The following is a 20,641-nucleotide window of genomic DNA, read 5'->3' as shown; positions in this document are numbered from 1 at the left end:
GCAGTTTAAAGTTGATTTGGATCATTGATTAACCTTACTTTTTACTTTACCATCAAATGCAAATGAGAATGATTAGCAATAAGTTTAAGAGAAAGTGTCGAATTGGAGTAAAAAATGGTCCTGTCAGATCTTAAAGTTGGCCAGTCTGCGTCAATTATCAACATGCATGAAATGGAACCTGTAATGCGTAAAAAACTGCTTAATATGGGTTTTTTACCTAAAGCAAATGTTGAATTATTACGTATTGCTCCAATGGGTGACCCGATTGCCGTTCGTTGTGCGAACAGCAGTATAGCGCTGCGTAAAACCTTAGCCAGTCAAATTAAAGTGGAGTTATCTGCGTGAGTTTATCTATAGCAACAATCGGTAATCCCAATTCGGGAAAAACCACTTTATTTAATGCCTTAACCGGTGCCTGTCAGCGTGTCGGCAACTGGAGCGGTGTGACGGTTGAAAAGAAAAGCGGTTATTTTACTTTAGCGGATCAAACTTCTGTTGAAGTTATTGACCTGCCCGGTATTTACAATCTTGATTATGATGCTGACGGCGGCGCCTTAGATGAGCGTGTAGCGTTTGACTACATTATGCATAACTCTCCAGATATCGTGATTAATGTTATTGATGCAAGCTGTTTAGAGCGCAGTTTATATCTGACTGTGCAGCTGAAAGAGCTTGGACTGCCGGTTGTGGCTGTGTTGAATAAGATTGATGTCGCGCAGAAAAAACAGCTGGTTATTAATGAAAAAAGCCTGGAAAACGCGCTCGGCTGTCCGGTTATATGCTTATCTGCACATGATAAAAACTCAGTCGATAAATTAAAAGGTAAACTTCAGGCTTACAATAAGCAAAACCTTAATACTCCTGTCACGCTGGATTACGGCAGTACATTAGAGCCGCTGATTGAGCAGTGCAGCGCGCTGCTGGATACGGTTTCACACCGCTTAGAAAACCGTGCCTTAGCCGTTAAACTGTTAGAAAATGACCAGAGTATCAGCAGTCTGCTTTCTGCACAGCAGCAGCTCCAGGCAGATCGATGCAGAGAAGCATTGAATATTGATATTGACCTGCAGATTGCTGATACCCGCTACAGTTTTATTTACCAGTTGTCACAAAATGCAGTGCGTCTGCAGGGGCACCTTGGCAGAAGCATCACTGAAAAAATAGATGCAGTTACCTTAAACCGTTTTACAGGTATTCCAGTGTTTTTATTCGTGATGTACCTGATGTTTATGTTTTCAATTAATATCGGCAGTGCATTTATCGACTTTTTTGATATTGCAGCCGGGGCTATTTTTGTTGACGGCAGTGCGCAGCTGCTGACGGCAGTATCGGCACCAGAGTGGCTGATTAATGTGCTTGCCTTTGGTGTCGGTAATGGTATTCAGACAGTGATGACTTTTATTCCGGTTATCGGCTGCTTATATCTGTTTTTAGCGATATTAGAAAGCTCAGGTTATTTAGCGCGTGCCGCTTTTGTTATCGACAGAGCGATGCAGTGGTTAGGCCTGCCGGGTAAATCGTTTGTGCCTATGATTGTTGGTTTCGGCTGTACAGTGCCTGCGGTGATGGCGGCTAGAACGCTGGAGAAAGAGCGTGAACGTTTATTAACTGTAGTGATGTCGCCGTTTATGTCCTGTGGCGCCCGCTTACCGGTTTATGCTTTATTTGCCAGTGCATTCTTTCCTGAGCAGGGGCAGAATATTGTCTTCCTGCTTTATTTAATCGGTATATTAGTGGCTGTTTTAACAGGTTATGTTTTAAGTCGTACCATCTTACCGGGTAAAAGTGAAAACTTGTTTTTAGAGCTGCCGGATTATGAACTGCCGACGCTTAAAAATACTTTTATTAAAACCTGGCAGAAACTTAAAGGTTTTGTTTTTGGTGCCGGGCAGACGATTGTTATTGTTGTAACCCTGCTTAATGTTGTTAATTCAGTGGGCCTAGACGGCAGCTTCGGCCACCAGGACAGTGAGCAGTCATTATTGAGTAAAGGCGCGCAGATCATTACGCCGGTATTAGCACCACTTGGCATTACTAATGATAACTGGCCGGCAACGGTTGGCATTGTGACCGGTTTGTTCGCTAAAGAAGCGGTGGTAGGCACACTGAATAATCTTTATGCATCACATAGTGCTGAAGAAGAAGCCGAGCTTACGCTGCTTGATAAGCTTAATCAGGCGGTGCAGACTATTCCTGAAAACTTATTAGGTATTAATGCCGGTGATCCGCTGGGTATTGATGTCGGTGAGGTTTCTGATTTAAGTGCAGCAGCTGAAGAGCAGGGTGTTGATCTGAGTATCTATACCAACATTCAGGAAGCGTTTGTCAGTAAAGAAGCTGCTTTTGCCTACCTGTTGTTTATTCTTCTGTATGCGCCTTGTGCGGCGGCATTAGGGGCTATTGTACGTGAAGTGGGTGTTAACTGGGCGCGTTTCATTGCTTTATGGTCAACGGCTATCGCTTATATTGTTTCGGTTGCTTATTACCAGATTGCGACATTTTCGCTTCAGCCGTTGAGCAGTTCAGCTTATTTAACCGTATCAGGGCTGATTATTTTCAGTGTCTGTTACAAGCTGAGACGAAAAGGCAATATACTGGCCGAAATTAAAGCACAGCAAGGCTGAATATGATTTTACAGTCACTCAGCGATTACATCGAAAAGAGCAGAAGAGTTAAAGAAGAAACACTGCTTAAACACTTTCGTTTAAGCAGTGAAGGTCTGCAGCCTATGATGGCAGTGTTATTAAAACGTGGAAAAATCCATAAAACCATTAATCAGCGTGGAAAAAACATTCCTCCTGAGATTTTTTACAGTTGGTCAGAAAACGCACAAATCCCAACACTGACAGTTGTTTAAATAAACAAACGGTTTGCTAAATTAGCAAACCGTTTTTCTTTGCTATTTTCCCGCTGGTCAAATCCGTTTAACCTTTGTACAATCCCCTTCCAAAATTTATAGTCAGACTATTTGAATCTCGCGCCTCTCGGCTTAATGATTCCACTATATTCAAATAGACTGGTTATATACCCTATATTCAGCGTAGTTGAGGCAGTTCATGAGTCAGAAAAAAGTAAACCTGTTAGATTTAAACCGAGAAGGTTTACGTGCATATTTTGTTGAATTAGGTGAAAAACCGTTTCGCGCCGAACAGGTTATGAAATGGATTTATCATTACGGTTGTGATGATTTTGATTTAATGAGCAATATTAATAAAAAACTGCGTGAAAAATTAAAAAATCGTGCAGAAATTGTAGCGCCGGAAGTAAAAGTAGAGCAGCGTAGCAGTGACGGTACGATTAAATGGGCGATGACCGTGGGTGACCAGGAAGTTGAAGCGGTTTATATACCGGAAAAAGAGCGTGCAACTTTATGTGTATCTTCTCAAGTCGGCTGTGCTCTAGCATGTAATTTCTGTTCAACTGCGCAGCAGGGTTTTAACCGTAATTTAACTGTTTCTGAAATTATTGGGCAAGTCTGGCGTGCAGCTAAAATTGTCGGGGTAATGGGAGAAAGCGGTAAGCGCCCGATCACCAATGTTGTGATGATGGGAATGGGGGAACCTCTGCTTAACCTTAATAACGTTATTCCTGCGATGGAGTTAATGCTTGATGATTTCGGTTATGCCCTGTCAAAGCGCCGAGTGACGGTTTCAACCTCGGGTGTTGTACCTGCATTAGATATTTTAGGCGATCGCATCGATGTAGCGCTGGCTATTTCACTGCATGCGGCGAATGATAAATTGCGCTCTGAAATGATGCCGATTAATGATAAATACAATATTGCTGATTTCCTGGCGGGTGTTAAGCGATATATCGAAAAGTCTAATGCTAACCGCGGTAAAGTTACCGTTGAATATCTACTCCTGGATCATTTTAACGATTCCACCGATCAGGCGCATGAATTAGCGCATCTGCTCAAAGACACACCGTGCAAAATCAATCTTATTCCGTTTAACCCGTTCCCGGGTAATGACTACGGTAAACCGAGTAACAGCCGGGTGGACCGCTTTAATAAAGTATTAATGGAGTATGGGTATACTGTGATTGTACGTAAAACGCGTGGTGATGATATTGATGCCGCCTGCGGACAGTTAGTGGGAGATGTCATTGACCGAACTAAGCGCACTATGAAAAAACGCATGCAGGGTGAAAGCATTGCAGTATCAGAGGTTTAATCATAGCAATAGAATTAAATAATCATATAAGCAGAGCGATAAGCTGATCTAGGTTCGATAACCATAAGAAAATGGATGAAAGGTCATGTGATTTCTATCACAATGGGGTATACCTTATTTATTAGTATCTTAATGGAACACAGCCCTAAGATACTGTTATATTGAACTAGTTACAAAGATCAGCTTTTATTTGGAGGGACTTATGCGTTTTATTCTTATCAGTATTTCATTGTTGTTAATGCTTTCTGCTTGTGTTTCAAGTGAAACGTCAACAACCACTCAAAATACTGGTACGGGTAAAAAAATGGCTTTTGATCCTGAAGGCGCCGCCGAAACCCGCATTAAGATAGCACTTCTATATCTGCAGAAAGATCAGATGCAGCAGGCAAAAGAAAATCTAGATAAAGCTCAGGAATATCTGCCCAACGATGCTGATGTCCATCGTATCTTTGCTTATTATTATCAGCGTGTGAATGAAAACGATAAAGCAGAGCGCTATTATAAAAAATCCCTGGCGCTTGATAGTTCAAATTCAGATACTTACAACAATTACGGGACATTTTTGTGTAAACAGGAACGTTACAAGGAAGCAGAAAAAGCATTTTTAAGAGCGCTTAAACAGTCTGCTTATACTGGTGTTGCGAATACCTATGAAAATGCCGGGGTATGTGCAGAAGAAGCTCAAGTTTTTGATAAAGCGATTTATTATTATGAATATGCACTATCTCATAACCCCGGAAAATCCTATTTAAACCTGTATTTAGCAAAACTCTATATCAATAATAAAGACTATAAAGCCGCGCGCTTAAATCTGTTTAATTACCAGAAGGTCAGTAAAGTTTCTGCAGAAAGCTTATGGCAGTGGATCCGCTTAAGCTATGCGACGGAAAAAACAGCCAGTCTGAATAGATACGCTGGAAAATTATTAGAGCAGTTTCCCGATTCACAACGAGCCTTAGATTATTTGAACCATGAATACTATAAATAACCAAGAACAAAAGATCATTGTGCCGCTTGGGCAGGCATTAAAAGATGCACGTGTAGCCGCTGACTTAACAGTTGATGATATTGCGCTGCAGTTGAACTTAGGTCCTGCTACCGTGCGCGATCTTGAAGAAGGTCTGGATCATGCAATCGAGACAGGCAAGTATGCGCCTATTTATTTACGCGGATACCTGGTCAACTATGCCAGGCTGGTTGATTTGGCAGGGCTTGAACAGTTTATTGAATATCAGAAACTGACCCGCTCAGAAAAGAAGAAACGCACACTTAAAACATCTAAATTAATGGCCTCTCCAACGAGAAAGAGAAGCCGAATCTGGCTTGTATTTATCTTTGTTATTATCGCAGCTGCTGTAGCCGTTTTTATCCAGCAGGGGGGCGTTAACTTGTCGTCTGCAGTCGACAGCAGTACTGATTCGTCATTAAATTCTGCAGACAAAGCTGAACAGGAAAAAATGCAGAATCAGCCTGCTGATAAGCTAAGCACAGTTCAAGTTGATAATTCGCCGCTGCCTGACGCGGCTGCTGAACTGTCTGCACCACAGTCACAAGAATCTACGCCTGTGCCACTGCCTGAAAGCGATGCTCCTGAAATACAAGACGCTGATAAACAGACAGAAAGAGCAGTTGTTGCATTAGAAACAGCTCCAAAGGCCGTTGATGATAATCTGCAGCAGGAGGCTAAGGTGGATACAGATAATGTTGAAGTCTCGTCTGAAACAGAAAAACTGCTTGCCGCCGCCGATGATTTATTGAAATTAGCTTTTTCGGCAGACTGCTGGACAGAAATTGTTGATGCGACGGGTAAACGTTTAGCATTTGGTTTATATACAGACGGCCGTGTATTAACCCTTAACGGCACTGCGCCTTTTAAACTTGTATTAGGTGATCCAAGTGTTGTTGAAATACAATACCAGGATAAAGTTATTGAACGTGATTTTGCGGCCGGCCGCACCGCTCGGTTCAGCATTCCACAATAAACCACTTTGCTGCTGTGTCGGCGAAGCTTGAATTTAAAAGAGTAAAGTAATATGAGTCATTCATCTCCAATTATCCGTCGTGTTTCCAAACAGATCATGGTCGGTAATGTTCCTGTCGGCGGTGATGCGCCGATCACAGTACAATCAATGACCAATACATTAACCACAGACGTAGCGGCAACCGTTGCACAAATTAAACGTCTGGAAGCGGTTGGGGCAGATATTGTCCGAGTATCCGTGCCGACAATGAATGCCGCTGAAGCATTTAAAGAGATCAAAGCGCAGACCAGCATCCCGTTGATTGCCGATATTCATTTTGACTACCGTATCGCACTAAAAGTGGCTGAATACGGCGTAGACTGTTTACGTATTAATCCCGGCAATATAGGTAATGAGCAGCGTATTCGCAGTGTTGTTGACTGTGCCTCTTACAATAATATTCCAATTCGTATCGGCGTAAACGGCGGATCGCTGGAAACTGATATCCAGGAAAAATACGGTGAGCCGACAGCGCAGGCTTTAGTGGATTCAGCGCTTCGCCATGTAGATATATTAAACCGCCTTAACTTTGACCAGTTTAAAGTCAGTGTTAAAGCCTCTGACGCTTTACTGGCTGTGGAATCATACAAGCTGCTTGCTAAGCAGATTGAGCAGCCTCTGCATCTTGGGATTACTGAAGCAGGCGGGCTGCGCAGCGGCTCGGTGAAATCTTCTGTTGGTTTAGGTTTATTACTGGCACAGGGTATTGGTGATACGCTGCGTGTTTCATTAGCTGCCGATCCCGTTGAAGAGATTAAAGTGGGTTTTGATATTTTAAAATCACTGCGCATCCGCAGCCGCGGTATTAATTTTATCGCCTGTCCAACCTGTTCTCGTCAGGAATTTGATGTGATTTCTACCGTAAATACGCTTGAAGAGCGCCTGGAAGATATTATTACACCTATTGATGTTTCCATTATCGGTTGTGTGGTAAACGGCCCGGGTGAAGCACTTATTTCCGATTTAGGTATTACCGGCGGTAAAAACAAAAGCGGCTTTTATGAAGATGGTGTACGTCAACGGGAGCGTTTTGATAATAATAATGTTATCGACCAGTTAGAAGCTAAGATACGAGCGCGTGTCAGCCGCATGGATGAAAAAAATATCATCGTTAAAGGTTAGGCGCCGTTAATTTTTTGCCGGCGGCAAAAACAACCTTGAAAGTTTAACAGACCCTAATGATTTAAAGGTCTTACAAAGCCCGTAATGTGCAGACATTGCGGGCTTTTTTATTGCGCATTTTGAGCAGCTGCGGTTTCATCTGACCGGAAAAGCCCTTATAATAAGCAACTATTTATTTACCTACACTATTGTATTCGGAATTTATTGTGGCCAAAAAGATCCAAGCTATTCGCGGTATGAACGATACCCTTCCTGAACAAACACCTGTTTGGCAGAAATTAGAATCGTTATTCAGACAAGTTGTCAGTAGTTACGGTTATTCAGAAATTCGTATGCCTATTGTTGAAACAACCAACCTGTTTAAACGCTCAATCGGTGAAGTAACTGATATCGTTGAAAAAGAGATGTACACCTTTGATGATAACGGCGACAGCCTGACATTACGTCCAGAAGGTACAGCCTCTTGCGTGCGTGCGGGTAATGAACACGGTCTGTTATACAACCAGGAACGCCGTATGTGGTACAGCGGTCCTATGTTTCGTCATGAACGTCCTCAGAAAGGGCGTTACCGTCAGTTCCATCAGTTTGGTGTAGAAACATTTGGTATTGCAACTGCTGATATAGATGCTGAAGTGATCTTACTTTCTGCGCGTTTATGGAAACAGCTAGGTATTGATCAGCACGTAGAACTGCAGCTGAACTCTTTAGGCTCAAATGAAGCTCGCGCTTTATACAAAGAGGCATTAGTTGAGTTTTTATCAAAGCATGTGGATAAATTAGACGAAGACAGTAAACGCCGCATGCTGACTAATCCATTACGTGTTCTGGACAGCAAAAATCCGCAAGTTCAGGAATTATTAGCAGATGCGCCGAAACTTTCTGAGCATCTTGATGACGAATCAGTGCAGCACTTTGCCCAGTTACAAAAATATCTGGATGCGGCCGGCATTAAATATGTCATTAATGAGCGTCTGGTTCGTGGTTTAGATTATTACAACCGCACCGTTTTTGAATGGGTAACCAGCAGTCTTGGTGCACAGGGAACGATTTGTGCCGGCGGACGCTACGATGGACTGGTTGAACAGCTTGGCGGTAAAGCGACACCAGCGGTTGGTTTTGCAATGGGACTTGAGCGTATCGTTTTAATGCTTGAGGAACTTAAACTCAATGATGATGTAAAAAGCGATGTTGACCTGTACAGCGTATTGGTGGGTCAAGGTACCGATATCGAAGGTTTCAGAATTTCTGAATTGATCCGTACTGAATTACCGCAGTTAAAAATGATGCATCATTGCGGCGGTGGTAATTTCAAAAAGCAGATGAAGCGTGCAGATAAAAGCGGTGCTCGTTTAGCGTTAATTATTGGTGAAAGTGAGTTAGATAGTGGCTGTGTCACAATTAAAGACTTACAAGGTAAAATTGAGCAGCAAAGCATTGCAATTGACAGCTTAGTTAAGGTATTACCTAGCTACTTTTAGCAGAATAACAAAAATTGACAGTCGGGCTCTGGTGTTAGCCGGCTGTTTTTACATCTCATTTTCAAAGAATAAAAAGTAAGGGAAAGCAAGTGGTTGATATTATCGAAGGTTATGAAACAGAAGAACAACAAGTTGATGCGATAAAAAGCTGGTGGAAAGAAAACGGTAATACATTAATCATTGGTGCGGTTGTCGGTTTAGCCGGATTATGGGGATGGCGCTTTTATAATGAGTCGATTGTTACCGCTCAGGAAACCGCATCACAAGCTTACTCCGATGTATTAGTTAAGTTTGAAGCGCAGGGGGCAGAAGACGGCTTAGATGAGATGAAAGCCTTTATTGCCGATAATTCGGGTAATAATTATGGTGTGCTGGCTTCACTACTGCTTGCTAAAGAAGCGGTTGTACAAAAACAGTTTGATCTAGCTAAAACACAGTTAGTGACGCTGCAGTCACAGAATTCATATGTACCGTTAAATGCGGTTATTAATTTACGCCTGGCACGTGTTGAAGCAGAGCTTGGCGAGTATGAGCAGGCGCTGAAAACACTGGAATTAATTACCGAAGAATCATTTTTAGCCAAAGCTGGTCAGGTTAAAGGCGGTATTCACCTGCAGCAGGGTGATCTTGAAAAAGCCCGCAGTGCATTTAAAGATGCAGTTAACGCCAGTAAAGGACGTGTAGATCCTGTACTGCAGCTGCAGCTTGACGATCTTGCTGTTTCAGCACCTGCAGTACCTGCAGCTCCTGTTCTTGACGCTGAATAATAGATTGAGATAACTGATGAAAATATGGTTAAAACGCCTCGCGGTTATGTCCGGCTCTGCTTTATTGTTAACAGGCTGTTCACTATTTTCAAGTGAAGAGGACGTTGTTGTAATGGCTGACCTGCCGGAGTTTGAAGCAACTTACCAGCCGCAGATAGCGTGGCAGCAGAGTATTGGTGACGGTGTTGATAAATATTATTCGCAGCTGCAGCCGGTGGCCGATAATAAAAATGTCTATGCTGCTTCGCGTGATGGAGAAGTTAAAGCCTTCAGTATCGACAGCGGTAAGCTATTATGGTCAAGCGATTTCAGTGAACACGATAGTAATAAGTTAAAGCGTTCAGCTCGATTTTCCGGCGGTATCAGCATTGCATTAGATACTCTGTTTATCGGTACTGAAAATGCGCAGGTTTTAGCCGTAGATAAAGAAAACGGTAAACTTAAATGGCTGGTAAAAGTTACTGGTGAAGTGGTTGCTCAGCCGGTTTATTCTGCGGGTAAAGTGGTTGTTTATACAACGCGCGGCGACTTGATTGCTTTAGACAGTGCAACGGGTGAAACAGAGTGGACACTAACCAATAAACAGCCTAAATTGACGCTGCGCGGCAGTGCGACGCCGTCAATATCACAGGGCGGTATAGTCTACGGCCGTTCTGACGGTTTTGTTTCTGTTGCGTTATTAGAGACCGGCCAGGCTTTATGGCAGCTGCCTGTTGCACGCCCTTACGGCGCGACAGAGTTAGACCGTCTGGTTGATGCGGATATGCAGCCTATTATCAGCAACGATGTGGTTTATACGCTGGCTTATAACGGTAATCTGGTGGCGATTGATCTGTTAAAAGGTCAGCAGATCTGGGATCGTAAATATTCTGGTTTTACCAATATTGCATTATCAGGCGGGGTGCTTTATTTAAGTGATTACCGCGGTTATGTTTACGCTGTAGACAGTAAATCAGGTGAAGAACTGTGGAGCAATAAGCAGCTGGCATACCGTAATGTTACCGGTGTTGTTGTGGCTAACGAATATATTGTTGTCGGTGACAGCGAAGGTTATTTACACTGGATAAACCGTGAAGACGGTCAGTTTGCAGCTCAACAGGAACTTGATAGCGACGGTTTATATATGGAACCGTTTGCCGCTAAAAATCATCTGTTCCTGCAGACCCGCAGCGGAAAAGTAATCGCTATTGAAAAACCAGCGTTTAATAAATAATTAACAGTACTTACCGTTTCTAAATCTGTTTTATCTGATGTGCAGATAAAATGAACAGCTATTTAGTGTGAGCGGTATCTCTTATTTACTGTATACTCTAGCTCCTCGCATTGCCGAGGAGCTTTTTTTGTTTTATAGGATTCAAATATGTTACCAGTGATCGCTTTAGTTGGGCGCCCGAATGTAGGTAAATCAACTTTATTTAACCGTTTAACTCGTACTCGTGATGCGTTGGTAGCGGATTTTCCCGGTTTAACGCGCGACCGTAAATACGGTCAGGCAAAAATTGATGAACAGGAGTTTATCGTTATTGATACCGGTGGTATTACTGGCGATGAAGAGGGCATTGACGCGCTAATGGCCGGTCAGTCTCTACAGGCAATTGAAGAAGCGGATGCGGTTTTATTCTTAGTTGATGCGCGTGCCGGTATGACTATTGCCGATGAAGCCATTGCTGATCATCTGCGTAAGCAGGAGAAAAAGGTATTTATTGTTGCCAATAAAACCGACGGTATTGATGCCGATTCTGTCTGTGGTGAGTTTTACGCATTAGCACTTGGCGAGGTTTATCATATTGCAGCTGCACATGGTAAAGGTGTACGCCAGATGATTGATGTCGCTCTGGACGGTTTTTTCGACGATGTTGAACCGGAAGAAGATGATTTCTCAGATTTACAGCAGGGGCTTGAATTTGTCGATGAAGACGAAGAAGCACTGCAGAAAGAGCAGGAAAGACTGGCTGCTCTGCCGATTAAACTGGCTTTAATCGGTCGTCCGAATGTAGGTAAATCCACACTTACTAACCGTATTCTTGGTGAAGAACGCGTACTTGTGTTCGATATGCCGGGTACAACACGTGACAGCATTTACATCCCGATGACCCGTGATGATCGTGAATATATTCTGATTGATACTGCCGGTGTACGTAAGCGTAAAAAAGTGAATGAAACGGTTGAGAAGTTTTCTGTTATTAAAACATTGAAAGCGATCGAAGACAGTAACGTAGTTATGCTGATTATTGATGCGCGTGATGGTATTTCTGATCAGGATTTAAGTCTGTTAGGCTTTACGCTTAATGCCGGCCGTTCGTTAGTCATTGCGGTTAACAAATGGGACGGCATGACTGAATACGATAAAGAGCGGGTTAAAAGTGAATTAGACCGTCGTCTTGGTTTTATCGATTTTGCTAAAATACACTTTATTTCAGCGCTGCATGGAACGGGTGTAGGTCATTTATATGAATCAGTTGAAGAAGCTTATGATTCTTCTACCAAACGTATCTCAACATCAATGCTGACTCGTATTATGACTATGGCTGCTGATGATCACCAGCCGCCTATGGTTGGCGGACGTCGTGTTAAACTGCGTTATGCCCATGCCGGTGGTTATAATCCGCCGCTGATTGTTATCCACGGTAACCAGGTTAAAAAGCTGGCTGACTCATATAAACGTTATCTGATGAATTATTTCCGCCGTTCATTAGGTATTATGGGCACACCGATTCGAATTGAATTCAGAGAAGGCAGCAATCCGTTTGAAGGACGTCGTAACAAACTGACACCTAATCAGATGTATAAACGCCAGCGTATGATGAAGTTTCATAAGAAGAGTAAAAAATAATGGAATTACAGTGCCCTAAATGCACCGGAGAACTTGCCCGCAGCGGTGTATTAAAACGCCGTTGTGAAGCCTGTGACAGTGATTTTAAACTGCATGCAGCATGTGATAAGTGTGGTGACGAACTTGAGCGTCTGCAGGCATGTGGTGCTGTTAATTTCTGGTGTCATAGCTGTAACGAACTAAAAAGTAAGTCCACTGCGGTTTATACACTGCAGGAAATTTAGTTCCGAGAGCTTAGAAAATTTATGAATTAAAAAAGGGGCTGAATCAACGATTCAGCCCCTTTTTTGTTTTTCTGCTCTACAGGTTATTTTTCTGTTTGTGGTTTTTCTTCAATAAACTGGAAAACACGATTGACCTGTTTCACCCCGTCAACCTTACGGCTGACATTCGTCGCATCATCGGCCATCTCACGGGTAACTTTCCCGACTAAAAATACTTCAGCGTTTTCGGTGACGACTTTAATTTTTAACGGATCAACTTGCTCATGTGCGGTCAGCTGGCTTTTTACTTTGGTCGTCAGCCAGCTGTCTTTAGTCTGTTGAGTAAAGCTGATCGGCGCCATAATACGTAGCTGGTTATAGATACCTTTAGCTTCTTCAATGGTGTTTAACTGTTGTTCTATCCTGTTGCTGGTGTCCTGATTTTCTACCTGCCCGACAATTAATAGATAACCGCTGTTGCTGATAAAGTTGATACGCATTTTTTTATTATCAAGCTTTAACTCGTTAAGTTTATCTAACGCGCTGACTGATAATTCTTCATCACTTAACTGCTGCGCAACAGAGCGCTCATCACTGTTAAGTGCAACGGCGGCGCCGGCTGCGACAATCAAGCCGCCTGCGCAGCCCTGAATAAGTGGAAAAACAGCTGCTAAAAATAGAGTTGGTAGTATTTTTTTCATAAATCCTCTTACTGCTGCAGGAACAGCTGCTGGTCAATTAAGTCGCTCAAACAGTTAATCACCAGAAGGTGAATCTCTTCGATACGTGAGCCTTTATCACTTGGTGCTCGAATCTCAATATCATCAGAGCCTAATAAACCAGCCAGCTCGCCGCCGTCAACACCATTAAGTGCAATAATCTGGATTGATTTACTCAGGGCCGTTTCAACGGCTCTAATCATATTGCGGCTGTTGCCGCCGTGACTGATGGCTAATAGTACATCACCGCTTTGTGCTAGAGCGGAAATTTGTTTAGCATAAATTTCATCAAAATGGCTGTCGGTTGCAATAGCTGAAACTAAGGCTGAGTCTGCAGTAATGGCAATTGCGGGAAGTGCCGGGCGGTCTGTTTCGTATTTGTTGAGCAGATGCGAAGCAAAAATCTGTGCTAAAGCAGCCGCGCCGCCGTTACCGCAGGCAAGAATTTTATTACCTCTAATTAATGTTTCACTTAAGGCTTTGGCTGCTTTTTCAATTGATTCCGGCAGGGACTCTGCCGCTACTATTTTGGTTTGAATACTTTCGGCAAAATGTGCCTGAATTTTTTCATTTATCATTATTAATCTTCATCTTATTCTTGAAAAGCGTCCTGCAGCCAGTGCGGCTGTTCGCATTGAGCATCAACTGCAACGGCATCAAAGCGGCAATAGGGCTCATTGTCTAACTGCGTCAGATAATGTTTCGCCGTTTTAATAATTTTATTTTGTTTACTTTTAGTGATGGAAGCAAAAGCACCACCAAAGTCACTGTTTTTCCGGTAACGTACTTCAATAAATACCAGCGTATCTTGATCTGCCATAATCAGATCTATTTCGCCGAAACGGCAGTAATAATTCCGGCAGATTAACGTTAAGCCTTGTGACTGCAGATAAGCGAGTGCGGCTTTCTCTGCAATGACCCCCCGGGAGTTACTCGGCTGGAGTAAGCGGGGCAATTTCACTGAGCTTTCCGTTTTTATAAACAGCCCAGCTTAGCTTGGCCTGAACGGTATTGGTTTTATCTAATGATAAATCACCGGTTAAACCAGGATAAAAGGCACCTTCAGTAACCTGCAGCTGCATCAGCCGCTCTATCAGCTGATAGCTGTCAAAACCTAAAGAAAATAAACGCAGCGTGGCAAAAGACTGTTTCTGCCAGCTCTGCTGTACCTCTTTCATGATCTCATTATTATCGTTAATTAAAAACGGCATATCAGAAAAAGAGACGCCGGACAGTTCTCTATCCTGTTTGCCGCGCAGATCCAGTTTATGGCTGCGTGAACTGGCATAAAGTGGTATTTTTGAGGCAAAAGGACTGATTGAAACCTCAATAAACGGCTTTAACAGAGTCAGTTCGTCACGCTTGCTGATGATATAAATCGCGTCAATATCGCGGCGGCTGCGTACTTCTGTTTTTAAAGGTAATTTTGTGATTGCCTGCATTTGACTGATACGGCTTTTGCTCTTTCCTGTCTGCAGTGCCTGATCAATAAATTTCGGCAGCTGTGCTTTGTCAGTAAAATAATAGGCTTCAGTTGTATTGTCTTTTTCTGGATTAAGCTCAGCCCACTTCTGTTTAAATGCTGAAGCAATACGTTTACCGTAAGCGCTGTCCGGGGCGATGACTAAAGGGGTTTTGTGAGACTGCTGATTGATTAACCAGGCCGCCTGCTTCGCTTCATCTTCAGGCGAAATAGGGAATGCATAATGCCATGCCGCCACTTTGTTTACAGCAGGCTGGTTTTCATCTACCGGATCAGCTGATTTATCAGCAGGTTTAGCGGCAGTTTGTTTTGCAAAGCTGTTCAATGCTAATACCGGCAGCGACTGAGCTAAAGGTAAAAATTCTTTTATGTCGCTTTTAAGCAGCGGGCCGATAACAAAATCGATATTGTCAGTTTTCAGCTTAAGCACAATCTCTTCCATGCTCCGGCCGTTCGTATCATAAAAAGTAAGTTTTGCCGCCTGACTGATGATCAGTTGCTCGGCGCTGTCTTGCGTCGTCTGCTGCTGGCGATAATAAGCATCTAATAAGCCGTATTGAATTGCTTTACCCTGCTGTTGAAAACGTCCAGACAGCGGGATTAACACCGCAATATTCTGCGGCTGATAGGGGCTGGCTTCAGGAATATCTGTTAACTGACTAGGCATATACTCTAATACCGGGTGTGTCGGATAACGGTTTTTCCATTCATCAATAGATCGGATTAACTGATTAGGGCGCAGTTGAAAAGACTGATAGATGCCGGCTAGTGCATACCAGCCCTCTTTGAATTCATTTTTTTCTACTGCTGGTTTTTCTACAGCAGGTATTTCAATCGGCATCTCTGGCGCTTCGATTTCTTCTGCGTTTACCAGAGGCTGATACTGATTTAATATTTCGGCAGGTAATAATGATAACTGTGTTAACAGCAGATCGTTATGTGCCTGCTGCTCATCTTCTGCTAATAAAGGAGATAACAGCAGCAGCGTATCAGAAGCCGCTTGAGGATCCTGCATCTGTACTTCTAAAACTGCTTTGAGCTTTAAATAATGAATAAGGCCGATGCTTGACAGGTGCTGGGCATCAATGCTGTTAATTGTCTGCCGCGCCTGTTCTTGTCTGCCTTGAGCACCCAAACCGTCGGCAATTAACAGACTTAATGATGCCTGTTCGCTTTCTGATAGCTCTTTGCTCTGAAGGTGTTCAATAATCGAATCAGCTAAAACAAATTTTCTCTCCTGGATTAATGCCTGAACAGCCGCCATCTGCCATGCTGAATTATCTTCAGTACCATGTTCCTGATCTTTTTTTAGATAGAATGCCGAGTCATAATCTAGTTCCGTAAAGGCCTCCGGCGGAGTATCTTCAGGTGACGTCATCGTCGAACAGGCAGATAAAATCGACAGCGTTAACAGCATTATTAATAACTGAGAAAAACGTTTTGTAGAGGTAAACACGTTCAAAATATTATCCTTTATGCGTAAGCAAATTTTCGATGTAGGTATCAAGATGGCTATAGTGTAATATTGCGGCTGCAGTTAAACAATCATATTCACTTATCTATTCCTTTAATAGGGCGAAAACATGTCTGAAGACAGCCAAATTCCTTCTCAACTAGCGGCAAAACTTTATATTGTGGCTACACCAATCGGTAATATCAGCGATATAACTTATCGTGCTATAGAAACATTACAACAAGTTGATTTAATTGCAGCTGAAGATACTCGCCATAGTGGAAAACTGCTTAGTCATTATCAGATAAAAAAACCAATGTTTCCGTTACACGATCATAATGAACGTGAACGCGGCAAAGTATTAATCGAAAAAATTAAAGCCGGGCAGTCGGTGGCATTAATCTCCGATGCCGGTACGCCGCTGATCAGTGATCCGGGTTATCATTTAGTGAACGAATGCCGTGAAAACGGCGTAGATATTGTGCCTGTTCCCGGCGCGTGTGCGACGATCACCGCCTTAAGTGCAGCAGGTTTACCTACTGACCGCTTTTCTTTTGAAGGTTTTTTACCTGCGAAAGAGAAAGGCAAACAGGATAAACTCAAAGCATTAATCGAAGAAACCCGCACCATGGTATTTTATGAATCACCACGTCGTATCATTGATACCGTACAACAAGTGGTTAATATTCTGGGTGAAAAGCGAAAGCTGGTTATTGCGCGTGAATTGACTAAAACCTTTGAATCCTTTTATGCGCTGCCTGCGGTTGAAATGTTAGCGTGGTTAAACGAAGACACTAACCACTGCCGCGGCGAATTTGTGTTAATGATTGCTGGTGCAACCGTGGATAGTGAAGCCATTCCACAGGAAGCATTAAACACACTGGCGTTATTAAAAGAACAATTGCCGCTTAAAAAAGCAGCAGCCCTGACTGCACAAATTCATGATCAGAAAAAAAATGACCTGTATAAGTGGGGATTAGAGAATCTATAAGCTTTTGTGCTTGTGTTTTTAATACGGCTTCCCGTATAATCCGCCCCGGAGTTGGCCAGATCGTCGCCGCTGTTATCGTTTACGCTAACAGGGGAGGAAAGTCCGGGCTTCAACAGGGCAGGGTGCCAGGTAACGCCTGGGTAGCGCGAGCTAACGACAAGTGCAGCAGAGAGGAAACCGCCTAAGTTTGCTATTTATAGTGGACCGGTAAGGGTGAAAGGGTGCGGTAAGAGCGCACCGGCTAATGGGTAATCATTAGTGCAAGGTAAACTCCACCCGAAGCAAGACCAAATAGGCTTCCTGAGGTATGGCCCATACTGGAAGCGGGTAGGTTGCTTGAGCCTGTGAGTGATTGCAGGCCTAGACGAATGACGATTCAACGACAGAACCCGGCTTATAGGCCAACTCCACCAATTTAAAACCCCGTTACTAGCAATAGTAACGGGGTTTTTCATTTATAGGGTACAAACTCTTGAGTGATTGCAGGTCTATTTCAGAATACCCGAATGAAGATTTAACGACAGAACCCGGCTTATAGGCCAACTCCAACTATTTTAGCCCCTGCTTGCATCAGCAAACAGGGGCTTTTTCGTTTTTAGAGTGCAAACTTGAGAGTGATTGCAGGGTTATTTCAGAGTACCCGAATGACGGTTCAAGGACAGACCCCAGCTGTAGGCCAACTCCAATCATTTTAAAAACCGCTAATTCAGCAATGAGTTAGCGGTTTTTTCATTTCTAGGGTACAAATTCTCCAGTTAAATCAATTATGTCTTAACTGGGTTAGTCGTATCAATTAAACCACGTCATTAGCTAAGAATAATTATATTAACCTTTTTATTACTTAAAATTTAATTGCCGAATGAGTAGGAGCAGATATTAAACCTTAAAATATTATTTTTATTTCAATTCAATATATTAGAACTCCAAACCAATGCGGCTAGGAAATTTCCGTTTACGTTTTTCTTGACTGAGAAATTACTTTAGCAAAGGAAATCAGGGATGATTTCATTAGGCTTGGAGCAGCACATGGATGTGCTGTCCAAGCCGGTGCGTTAAGAAGTTATTGAAGGGACAAGAATAAAAAACGTTCGGAACGGCACTCTTTTGCTTACTTTTCTCTTGCTGTTGAGAGAAAAGTAAAGTCGCCGACAAGGGCGAAATTCCAACGATAAATGTTACAGAAAATGCTAACAAGCGAAAGCCTACGAAATAAAGTTTGGTTGTCCTCTAAAAAGGTAGGACATCCACAAGTTTTTATATTTGTTTTTTTTGTGGGAGCGTATTATGGCTTAATTTATTGAATAGATTAAATTACTCTGCGAACGCTGAGGTGTTTAATTTTTATCATAAGCAGGAGCAATGGTAGTTAATGGTAGACAATTTAAGTCAGTTAAGCAGTAGATATAATGACCAAGGTTACTTTGTTGTTAGGGGGTATTTTACTGACGATGAGATAGCATCACTGAGACAGATAATATTAACATTCCATGAGTTATGGAAAAAAGACAACGCTGAGTTTTATCAGCAGGAGGAGGCTTTTAACTCCTCATTAATAACTGGAAGTCAGTATTTAACAAGTGATGATAGGATTAAGCTTTTTAATTTTCTTAGCTGTAAAAAAATAATGAACCTTATTAATACTGTGATTCCGGCAGATCCTACTTTTATGAATACACAGCTGTTTTTTAATCCGGTGGATCCGCAGCAGAAAGATTTTTGGCATCGAGACTGTCAATACGATCATGATTTAGAGACGCAGAAAAAAATAATCCAGGAAACACAAGTAGTACACCTGCGTATACCATTGTTTGATGAGCTTGGTATGGAGTTAGTACCAGGCACTCATAAGCGTTGGGACAGTGAAGAAGAGTTTAATGTTCGCCAGGAAATAAAAGGCAGAGAGAGTAGTGATGGTCTTTCTGGCGGTATAAAGGTGCCATTAGCAGCGGGGGATGTATTGGTTTTTTCTGCAGATATGATCCACCGTGGTTTATACGGCTTGGATCGCTTAGCCTTGGATATGCTGGTTTTTGATCCGTCAGGTGATTATGCTGATTATATCGACGATGATTGTTTACCAGATAGCTCGATGTTGGATAAAATTGATGATCCAGGGATTTTTTTGAATTCGTCGCAACTGAAGGCTGAGACTTTGGCCGAAGGGCGGAGTGATAAAATCTTTAAATGCCGGCGCTTTGGGGATAAATGAAAAAGGTGGGACATCCGTAAATTTTTGCAGAGAACTTTAGCTTATAAGTGAAATATTCATGCACAGATCAACGATTGGATCAGACAGTTGGTTTGTGCATTATCAGGAAGAGTGTTGAGATTGATGATGAGAAAAAGAAGTAGAGGTACTTTTGATTTAGATATCGCTATTTGAAAAGGATAGAGGCTCCCCGCAAATAGCTTACATTTTAGTTTTGTTACTTCTAATTCTTGTTCAGTTTTTTAGTTTTTTTAGTTACTTGTATTTGATTTTCTTCGCGGTTTTGATGGAACCAAAATCTTTTTCTACCAGTTGTTCTAGCCATAAATATCCTTAATTGTTTTGTTTGAATGAACCAATATCATCTTATTTATCATTGTCTAATATGAGAAATATAAAGCCTGGTGACACATGCGGTAAGCGGTGTAGCGGTGCTGATATTTACTGATAGCAATGTAAATTGTTATATTAGTTTGAGATAAAAAATTTATCACGTTAATAAATGGAAGTAAATGCCTGAACAGCAATCTTTACTTTCAGTTTGCTATAAAATTATAGCGCGATCACATTTGCAGCCTGCAGACCCTTTTGGCCCTGCTCAACGTCAAAAGACACTTTTTGGCCTTCTGCCAGTGTTTTGAAGCCTTCAGATGCAATAGCGCGGAAGTGAACAAATACGTCCGTTCCGCCGTCATTTTGAGAAATAAAACCAAATCCTTTCTCTTCGTTAAACCATTTTACTAAACCAGTCGTTGAATTAGACATCTTGTGTTCCTTATATAAATTCTTTAAAAAATATCGCCAAATAGCGACGCGCTGAGAGCTGAATTATTGAATGTGATGATTAAGCTAAAGGAAACACTAAGGACAACAAAATGATGTAACTGAGGGAAAACTTGGACTTTATAACTTCATTAATAACTCTGAATTTCAGAGCTGAAACGATATTAACCTATATATGCATATATATATAGCTATATTTTTAATCTTTTTGAGTGAAATGCATTCAAATTAGTAAAGGATTGATTACATTGCTATGTATGTTTTATGCTGCATAAGCCGATAAACAGGCGAGATGCTGCCGGCATGTATTTATTGCGTATTGTTTTTGCTGCCTACTAATTAACCTTTTGTAAAAGTAGGGGGGGAATACGTTTTCCTATGTATTTTTGAGGGAGAAACCCTTT

Annotated in this window: 19 protein-coding genes and 1 other RNA gene; 15 read left to right on the top strand and 5 right to left on the bottom strand. The window is 42.2% G+C overall.

What is annotated here, in order from left to right:
* Positions 1 to 114: 114 nt before the first annotated feature.
* From G327_RS0111925 to G327_RS0111870, 12 genes are all read left to right on the top strand, one after another.
* A complete protein-coding gene (locus G327_RS0111925; protein ID WP_019615012.1) occupies positions 115 to 345 on the top strand; it encodes a FeoA family protein in 231 nt (76 codons plus the stop codon).
* Positions 342 to 2,624, top strand: coding sequence for a Fe(2+) transporter permease subunit FeoB (gene feoB, locus G327_RS0111920; protein WP_019615011.1), 2,283 nt, complete (start codon positions 342 to 344; stop codon positions 2,622 to 2,624). Before G327_RS0111925 ends, feoB begins: the two co-directional genes overlap by 4 nt.
* 2 nt (positions 2,625 to 2,626) lie before the next feature.
* Positions 2,627 to 2,857, top strand: a complete 231-nt coding sequence (locus G327_RS0111915; RefSeq protein ID WP_019615010.1) for a FeoC-like transcriptional regulator — start codon at positions 2,627 to 2,629, stop codon at positions 2,855 to 2,857.
* Positions 2,858 to 3,056: 199 nt separating this feature from the next.
* Positions 3,057 to 4,175: a dual-specificity RNA methyltransferase RlmN gene (gene rlmN / locus G327_RS0111910; protein ID WP_019615009.1), complete on the top strand. Its 1,119-nt coding sequence runs from the start codon at positions 3,057 to 3,059 to the stop codon at positions 4,173 to 4,175.
* A gap of 202 nt (positions 4,176 to 4,377) precedes the next feature.
* The gene (pilW, locus tag G327_RS0111905; protein ID WP_019615008.1) at positions 4,378 to 5,163 is read left to right on the top strand and encodes a type IV pilus biogenesis/stability protein PilW; all 786 of its coding nucleotides are present in this window, start codon (positions 4,378 to 4,380) and stop codon (positions 5,161 to 5,163) included.
* On the top strand, positions 5,147 to 6,157 hold the full coding sequence (locus G327_RS0111900; protein WP_019615007.1) for a RodZ domain-containing protein: 1,011 nt from the start codon (positions 5,147 to 5,149) through the stop codon (positions 6,155 to 6,157). The genes pilW and G327_RS0111900 overlap by 17 nt, the downstream gene beginning before the upstream one ends.
* 51 nt (positions 6,158 to 6,208) lie before the next feature.
* Entirely contained in the window at positions 6,209 to 7,318 is a 1,110-nt protein-coding gene (ispG, locus tag G327_RS0111895; protein ID WP_019615006.1) for a flavodoxin-dependent (E)-4-hydroxy-3-methylbut-2-enyl-diphosphate synthase, read from the top strand.
* Between the two features lie 206 nt (positions 7,319 to 7,524).
* Positions 7,525 to 8,796: a histidine--tRNA ligase gene (gene hisS, locus G327_RS0111890; protein WP_019615005.1), complete on the top strand. Its 1,272-nt coding sequence runs from the start codon at positions 7,525 to 7,527 to the stop codon at positions 8,794 to 8,796.
* A gap of 89 nt (positions 8,797 to 8,885) precedes the next feature.
* Positions 8,886 to 9,563 (top strand): YfgM family protein, encoded by a 678-nt coding sequence (locus G327_RS0111885; protein ID WP_019615004.1) that lies wholly within the window; start codon positions 8,886 to 8,888, stop codon positions 9,561 to 9,563.
* 16 nt (positions 9,564 to 9,579) lie between these two features.
* A complete protein-coding gene (gene bamB / locus G327_RS0111880) occupies positions 9,580 to 10,776 on the top strand; it encodes an outer membrane protein assembly factor BamB (protein ID WP_019615003.1) in 1,197 nt (398 codons plus the stop codon).
* 147 nt (positions 10,777 to 10,923) lie between these two features.
* On the top strand, positions 10,924 to 12,396 hold the full coding sequence (der, locus tag G327_RS0111875; protein WP_019615002.1) for a ribosome biogenesis GTPase Der: 1,473 nt from the start codon (positions 10,924 to 10,926) through the stop codon (positions 12,394 to 12,396).
* On the top strand, positions 12,396 to 12,620 hold the full coding sequence (locus G327_RS0111870; protein ID WP_019615001.1) for a zinc ribbon domain-containing protein: 225 nt from the start codon (positions 12,396 to 12,398) through the stop codon (positions 12,618 to 12,620). Before der ends, G327_RS0111870 begins: the two co-directional genes overlap by 1 nt.
* Positions 12,621 to 12,703: 83 nt before the next feature.
* Here G327_RS0111870 and G327_RS0111865 read toward each other — a convergent pair whose 3' ends face one another.
* The 4 genes from G327_RS0111865 to G327_RS0111850 are packed head-to-tail and all read right to left on the bottom strand — an operon-like array spanning position 12,704 to position 16,257.
* Positions 12,704 to 13,300: a BON domain-containing protein gene (locus tag G327_RS0111865; RefSeq protein ID WP_019615000.1), complete on the bottom strand. Its 597-nt coding sequence runs from the start codon at positions 13,298 to 13,300 to the stop codon at positions 12,704 to 12,706.
* Positions 13,301 to 13,308: 8 nt separating this feature from the next.
* Positions 13,309 to 13,893, bottom strand: a complete 585-nt coding sequence (locus tag G327_RS0111860; protein WP_026339335.1) for a D-sedoheptulose-7-phosphate isomerase — start codon at positions 13,891 to 13,893, stop codon at positions 13,309 to 13,311.
* A gap of 17 nt (positions 13,894 to 13,910) precedes the next feature.
* Positions 13,911 to 14,279, bottom strand: a complete 369-nt coding sequence (locus tag G327_RS0111855) for a YraN family protein (RefSeq protein ID WP_019614998.1) — start codon at positions 14,277 to 14,279, stop codon at positions 13,911 to 13,913.
* On the bottom strand, positions 14,248 to 16,257 hold the full coding sequence (locus G327_RS0111850) for a penicillin-binding protein activator (protein ID WP_245542690.1): 2,010 nt from the start codon (positions 16,255 to 16,257) through the stop codon (positions 14,248 to 14,250). The genes G327_RS0111855 and G327_RS0111850 overlap by 32 nt, the downstream gene beginning before the upstream one ends.
* A 127-nt stretch (positions 16,258 to 16,384) precedes the next feature.
* On the opposite strand from G327_RS0111850, the gene rsmI reads away from it, so the two are divergent.
* The 3 genes from rsmI (at position 16,385) to G327_RS0111840 (ending at position 19,454) form a co-directional block, all read left to right on the top strand.
* Positions 16,385 to 17,245 carry a 16S rRNA (cytidine(1402)-2'-O)-methyltransferase gene (gene rsmI, locus G327_RS0111845; protein WP_019614996.1) on the top strand — a complete coding sequence of 287 codons (861 nt, stop codon included), beginning with the start codon at positions 16,385 to 16,387 and terminating at the stop codon, positions 17,243 to 17,245.
* Between the two features lie 47 nt (positions 17,246 to 17,292).
* An RNA gene (gene rnpB, locus G327_RS26060) (RNase P RNA component class A) lies at positions 17,293 to 17,658 on the top strand.
* Between the two features lie 956 nt (positions 17,659 to 18,614).
* On the top strand, positions 18,615 to 19,454 hold the full coding sequence (locus G327_RS0111840) for a phytanoyl-CoA dioxygenase family protein (RefSeq protein ID WP_019614995.1): 840 nt from the start codon (positions 18,615 to 18,617) through the stop codon (positions 19,452 to 19,454).
* A 552-nt stretch (positions 19,455 to 20,006) separates the two neighbouring features.
* On the opposite strand, the gene cspE is transcribed toward G327_RS0111840, so the two are convergent.
* Positions 20,007 to 20,219 carry a transcription antiterminator/RNA stability regulator CspE gene (cspE, locus tag G327_RS0111830; protein WP_019614993.1) on the bottom strand — a complete coding sequence of 71 codons (213 nt, stop codon included), beginning with the start codon at positions 20,217 to 20,219 and terminating at the stop codon, positions 20,007 to 20,009.
* Positions 20,220 to 20,641: the final 422 nt, after the last annotated feature.

The organism is Psychromonas ossibalaenae ATCC BAA-1528 (assembly GCF_000381745.1).
In the GTDB taxonomy this organism is placed as follows: domain Bacteria; phylum Pseudomonadota; class Gammaproteobacteria; order Enterobacterales; family Psychromonadaceae; genus Psychromonas; species Psychromonas ossibalaenae.
Note: the sequence above shows the minus strand (reverse complement) of the source record. Positions and strands in the feature narration are given on the sequence as shown.

What these genes read in the sequence shown, in the direction of transcription:
- G327_RS0111925 (WP_019615012.1), top strand. Translation starts at nt 115, where the DNA reads ATGGTCCTGTCAGATCTTAAAGTTGGCCAGTCTGCGTCAATTATCAAC.
- ispG (WP_019615006.1), top strand. Translation starts at nt 6,209, where the DNA reads ATGAGTCATTCATCTCCAATTATCCGTCGTGTTTCCAAACAGATCATG.
- G327_RS0111865 (WP_019615000.1), bottom strand. Translation starts at nt 13,300, where the DNA reads ATGAAAAAAATACTACCAACTCTATTTTTAGCAGCTGTTTTTCCACTT.
- bamB (WP_019615003.1), top strand. Translation starts at nt 9,580, where the DNA reads ATGAAAATATGGTTAAAACGCCTCGCGGTTATGTCCGGCTCTGCTTTA.
- G327_RS0111870 (WP_019615001.1), top strand. Translation starts at nt 12,396, where the DNA reads ATGGAATTACAGTGCCCTAAATGCACCGGAGAACTTGCCCGCAGCGGT.
- pilW (WP_019615008.1), top strand. Translation starts at nt 4,378, where the DNA reads ATGCGTTTTATTCTTATCAGTATTTCATTGTTGTTAATGCTTTCTGCT.
- der (WP_019615002.1), top strand. Translation starts at nt 10,924, where the DNA reads ATGTTACCAGTGATCGCTTTAGTTGGGCGCCCGAATGTAGGTAAATCA.
- G327_RS0111900 (WP_019615007.1), top strand. Translation starts at nt 5,147, where the DNA reads ATGAATACTATAAATAACCAAGAACAAAAGATCATTGTGCCGCTTGGG.
- G327_RS0111840 (WP_019614995.1), top strand. Translation starts at nt 18,615, where the DNA reads ATGGTAGACAATTTAAGTCAGTTAAGCAGTAGATATAATGACCAAGGT.
- rlmN (WP_019615009.1), top strand. Translation starts at nt 3,057, where the DNA reads ATGAGTCAGAAAAAAGTAAACCTGTTAGATTTAAACCGAGAAGGTTTA.
- cspE (WP_019614993.1), bottom strand. Translation starts at nt 20,219, where the DNA reads ATGTCTAATTCAACGACTGGTTTAGTAAAATGGTTTAACGAAGAGAAA.
- G327_RS0111915 (WP_019615010.1), top strand. Translation starts at nt 2,627, where the DNA reads ATGATTTTACAGTCACTCAGCGATTACATCGAAAAGAGCAGAAGAGTT.
- rsmI (WP_019614996.1), top strand. Translation starts at nt 16,385, where the DNA reads ATGTCTGAAGACAGCCAAATTCCTTCTCAACTAGCGGCAAAACTTTAT.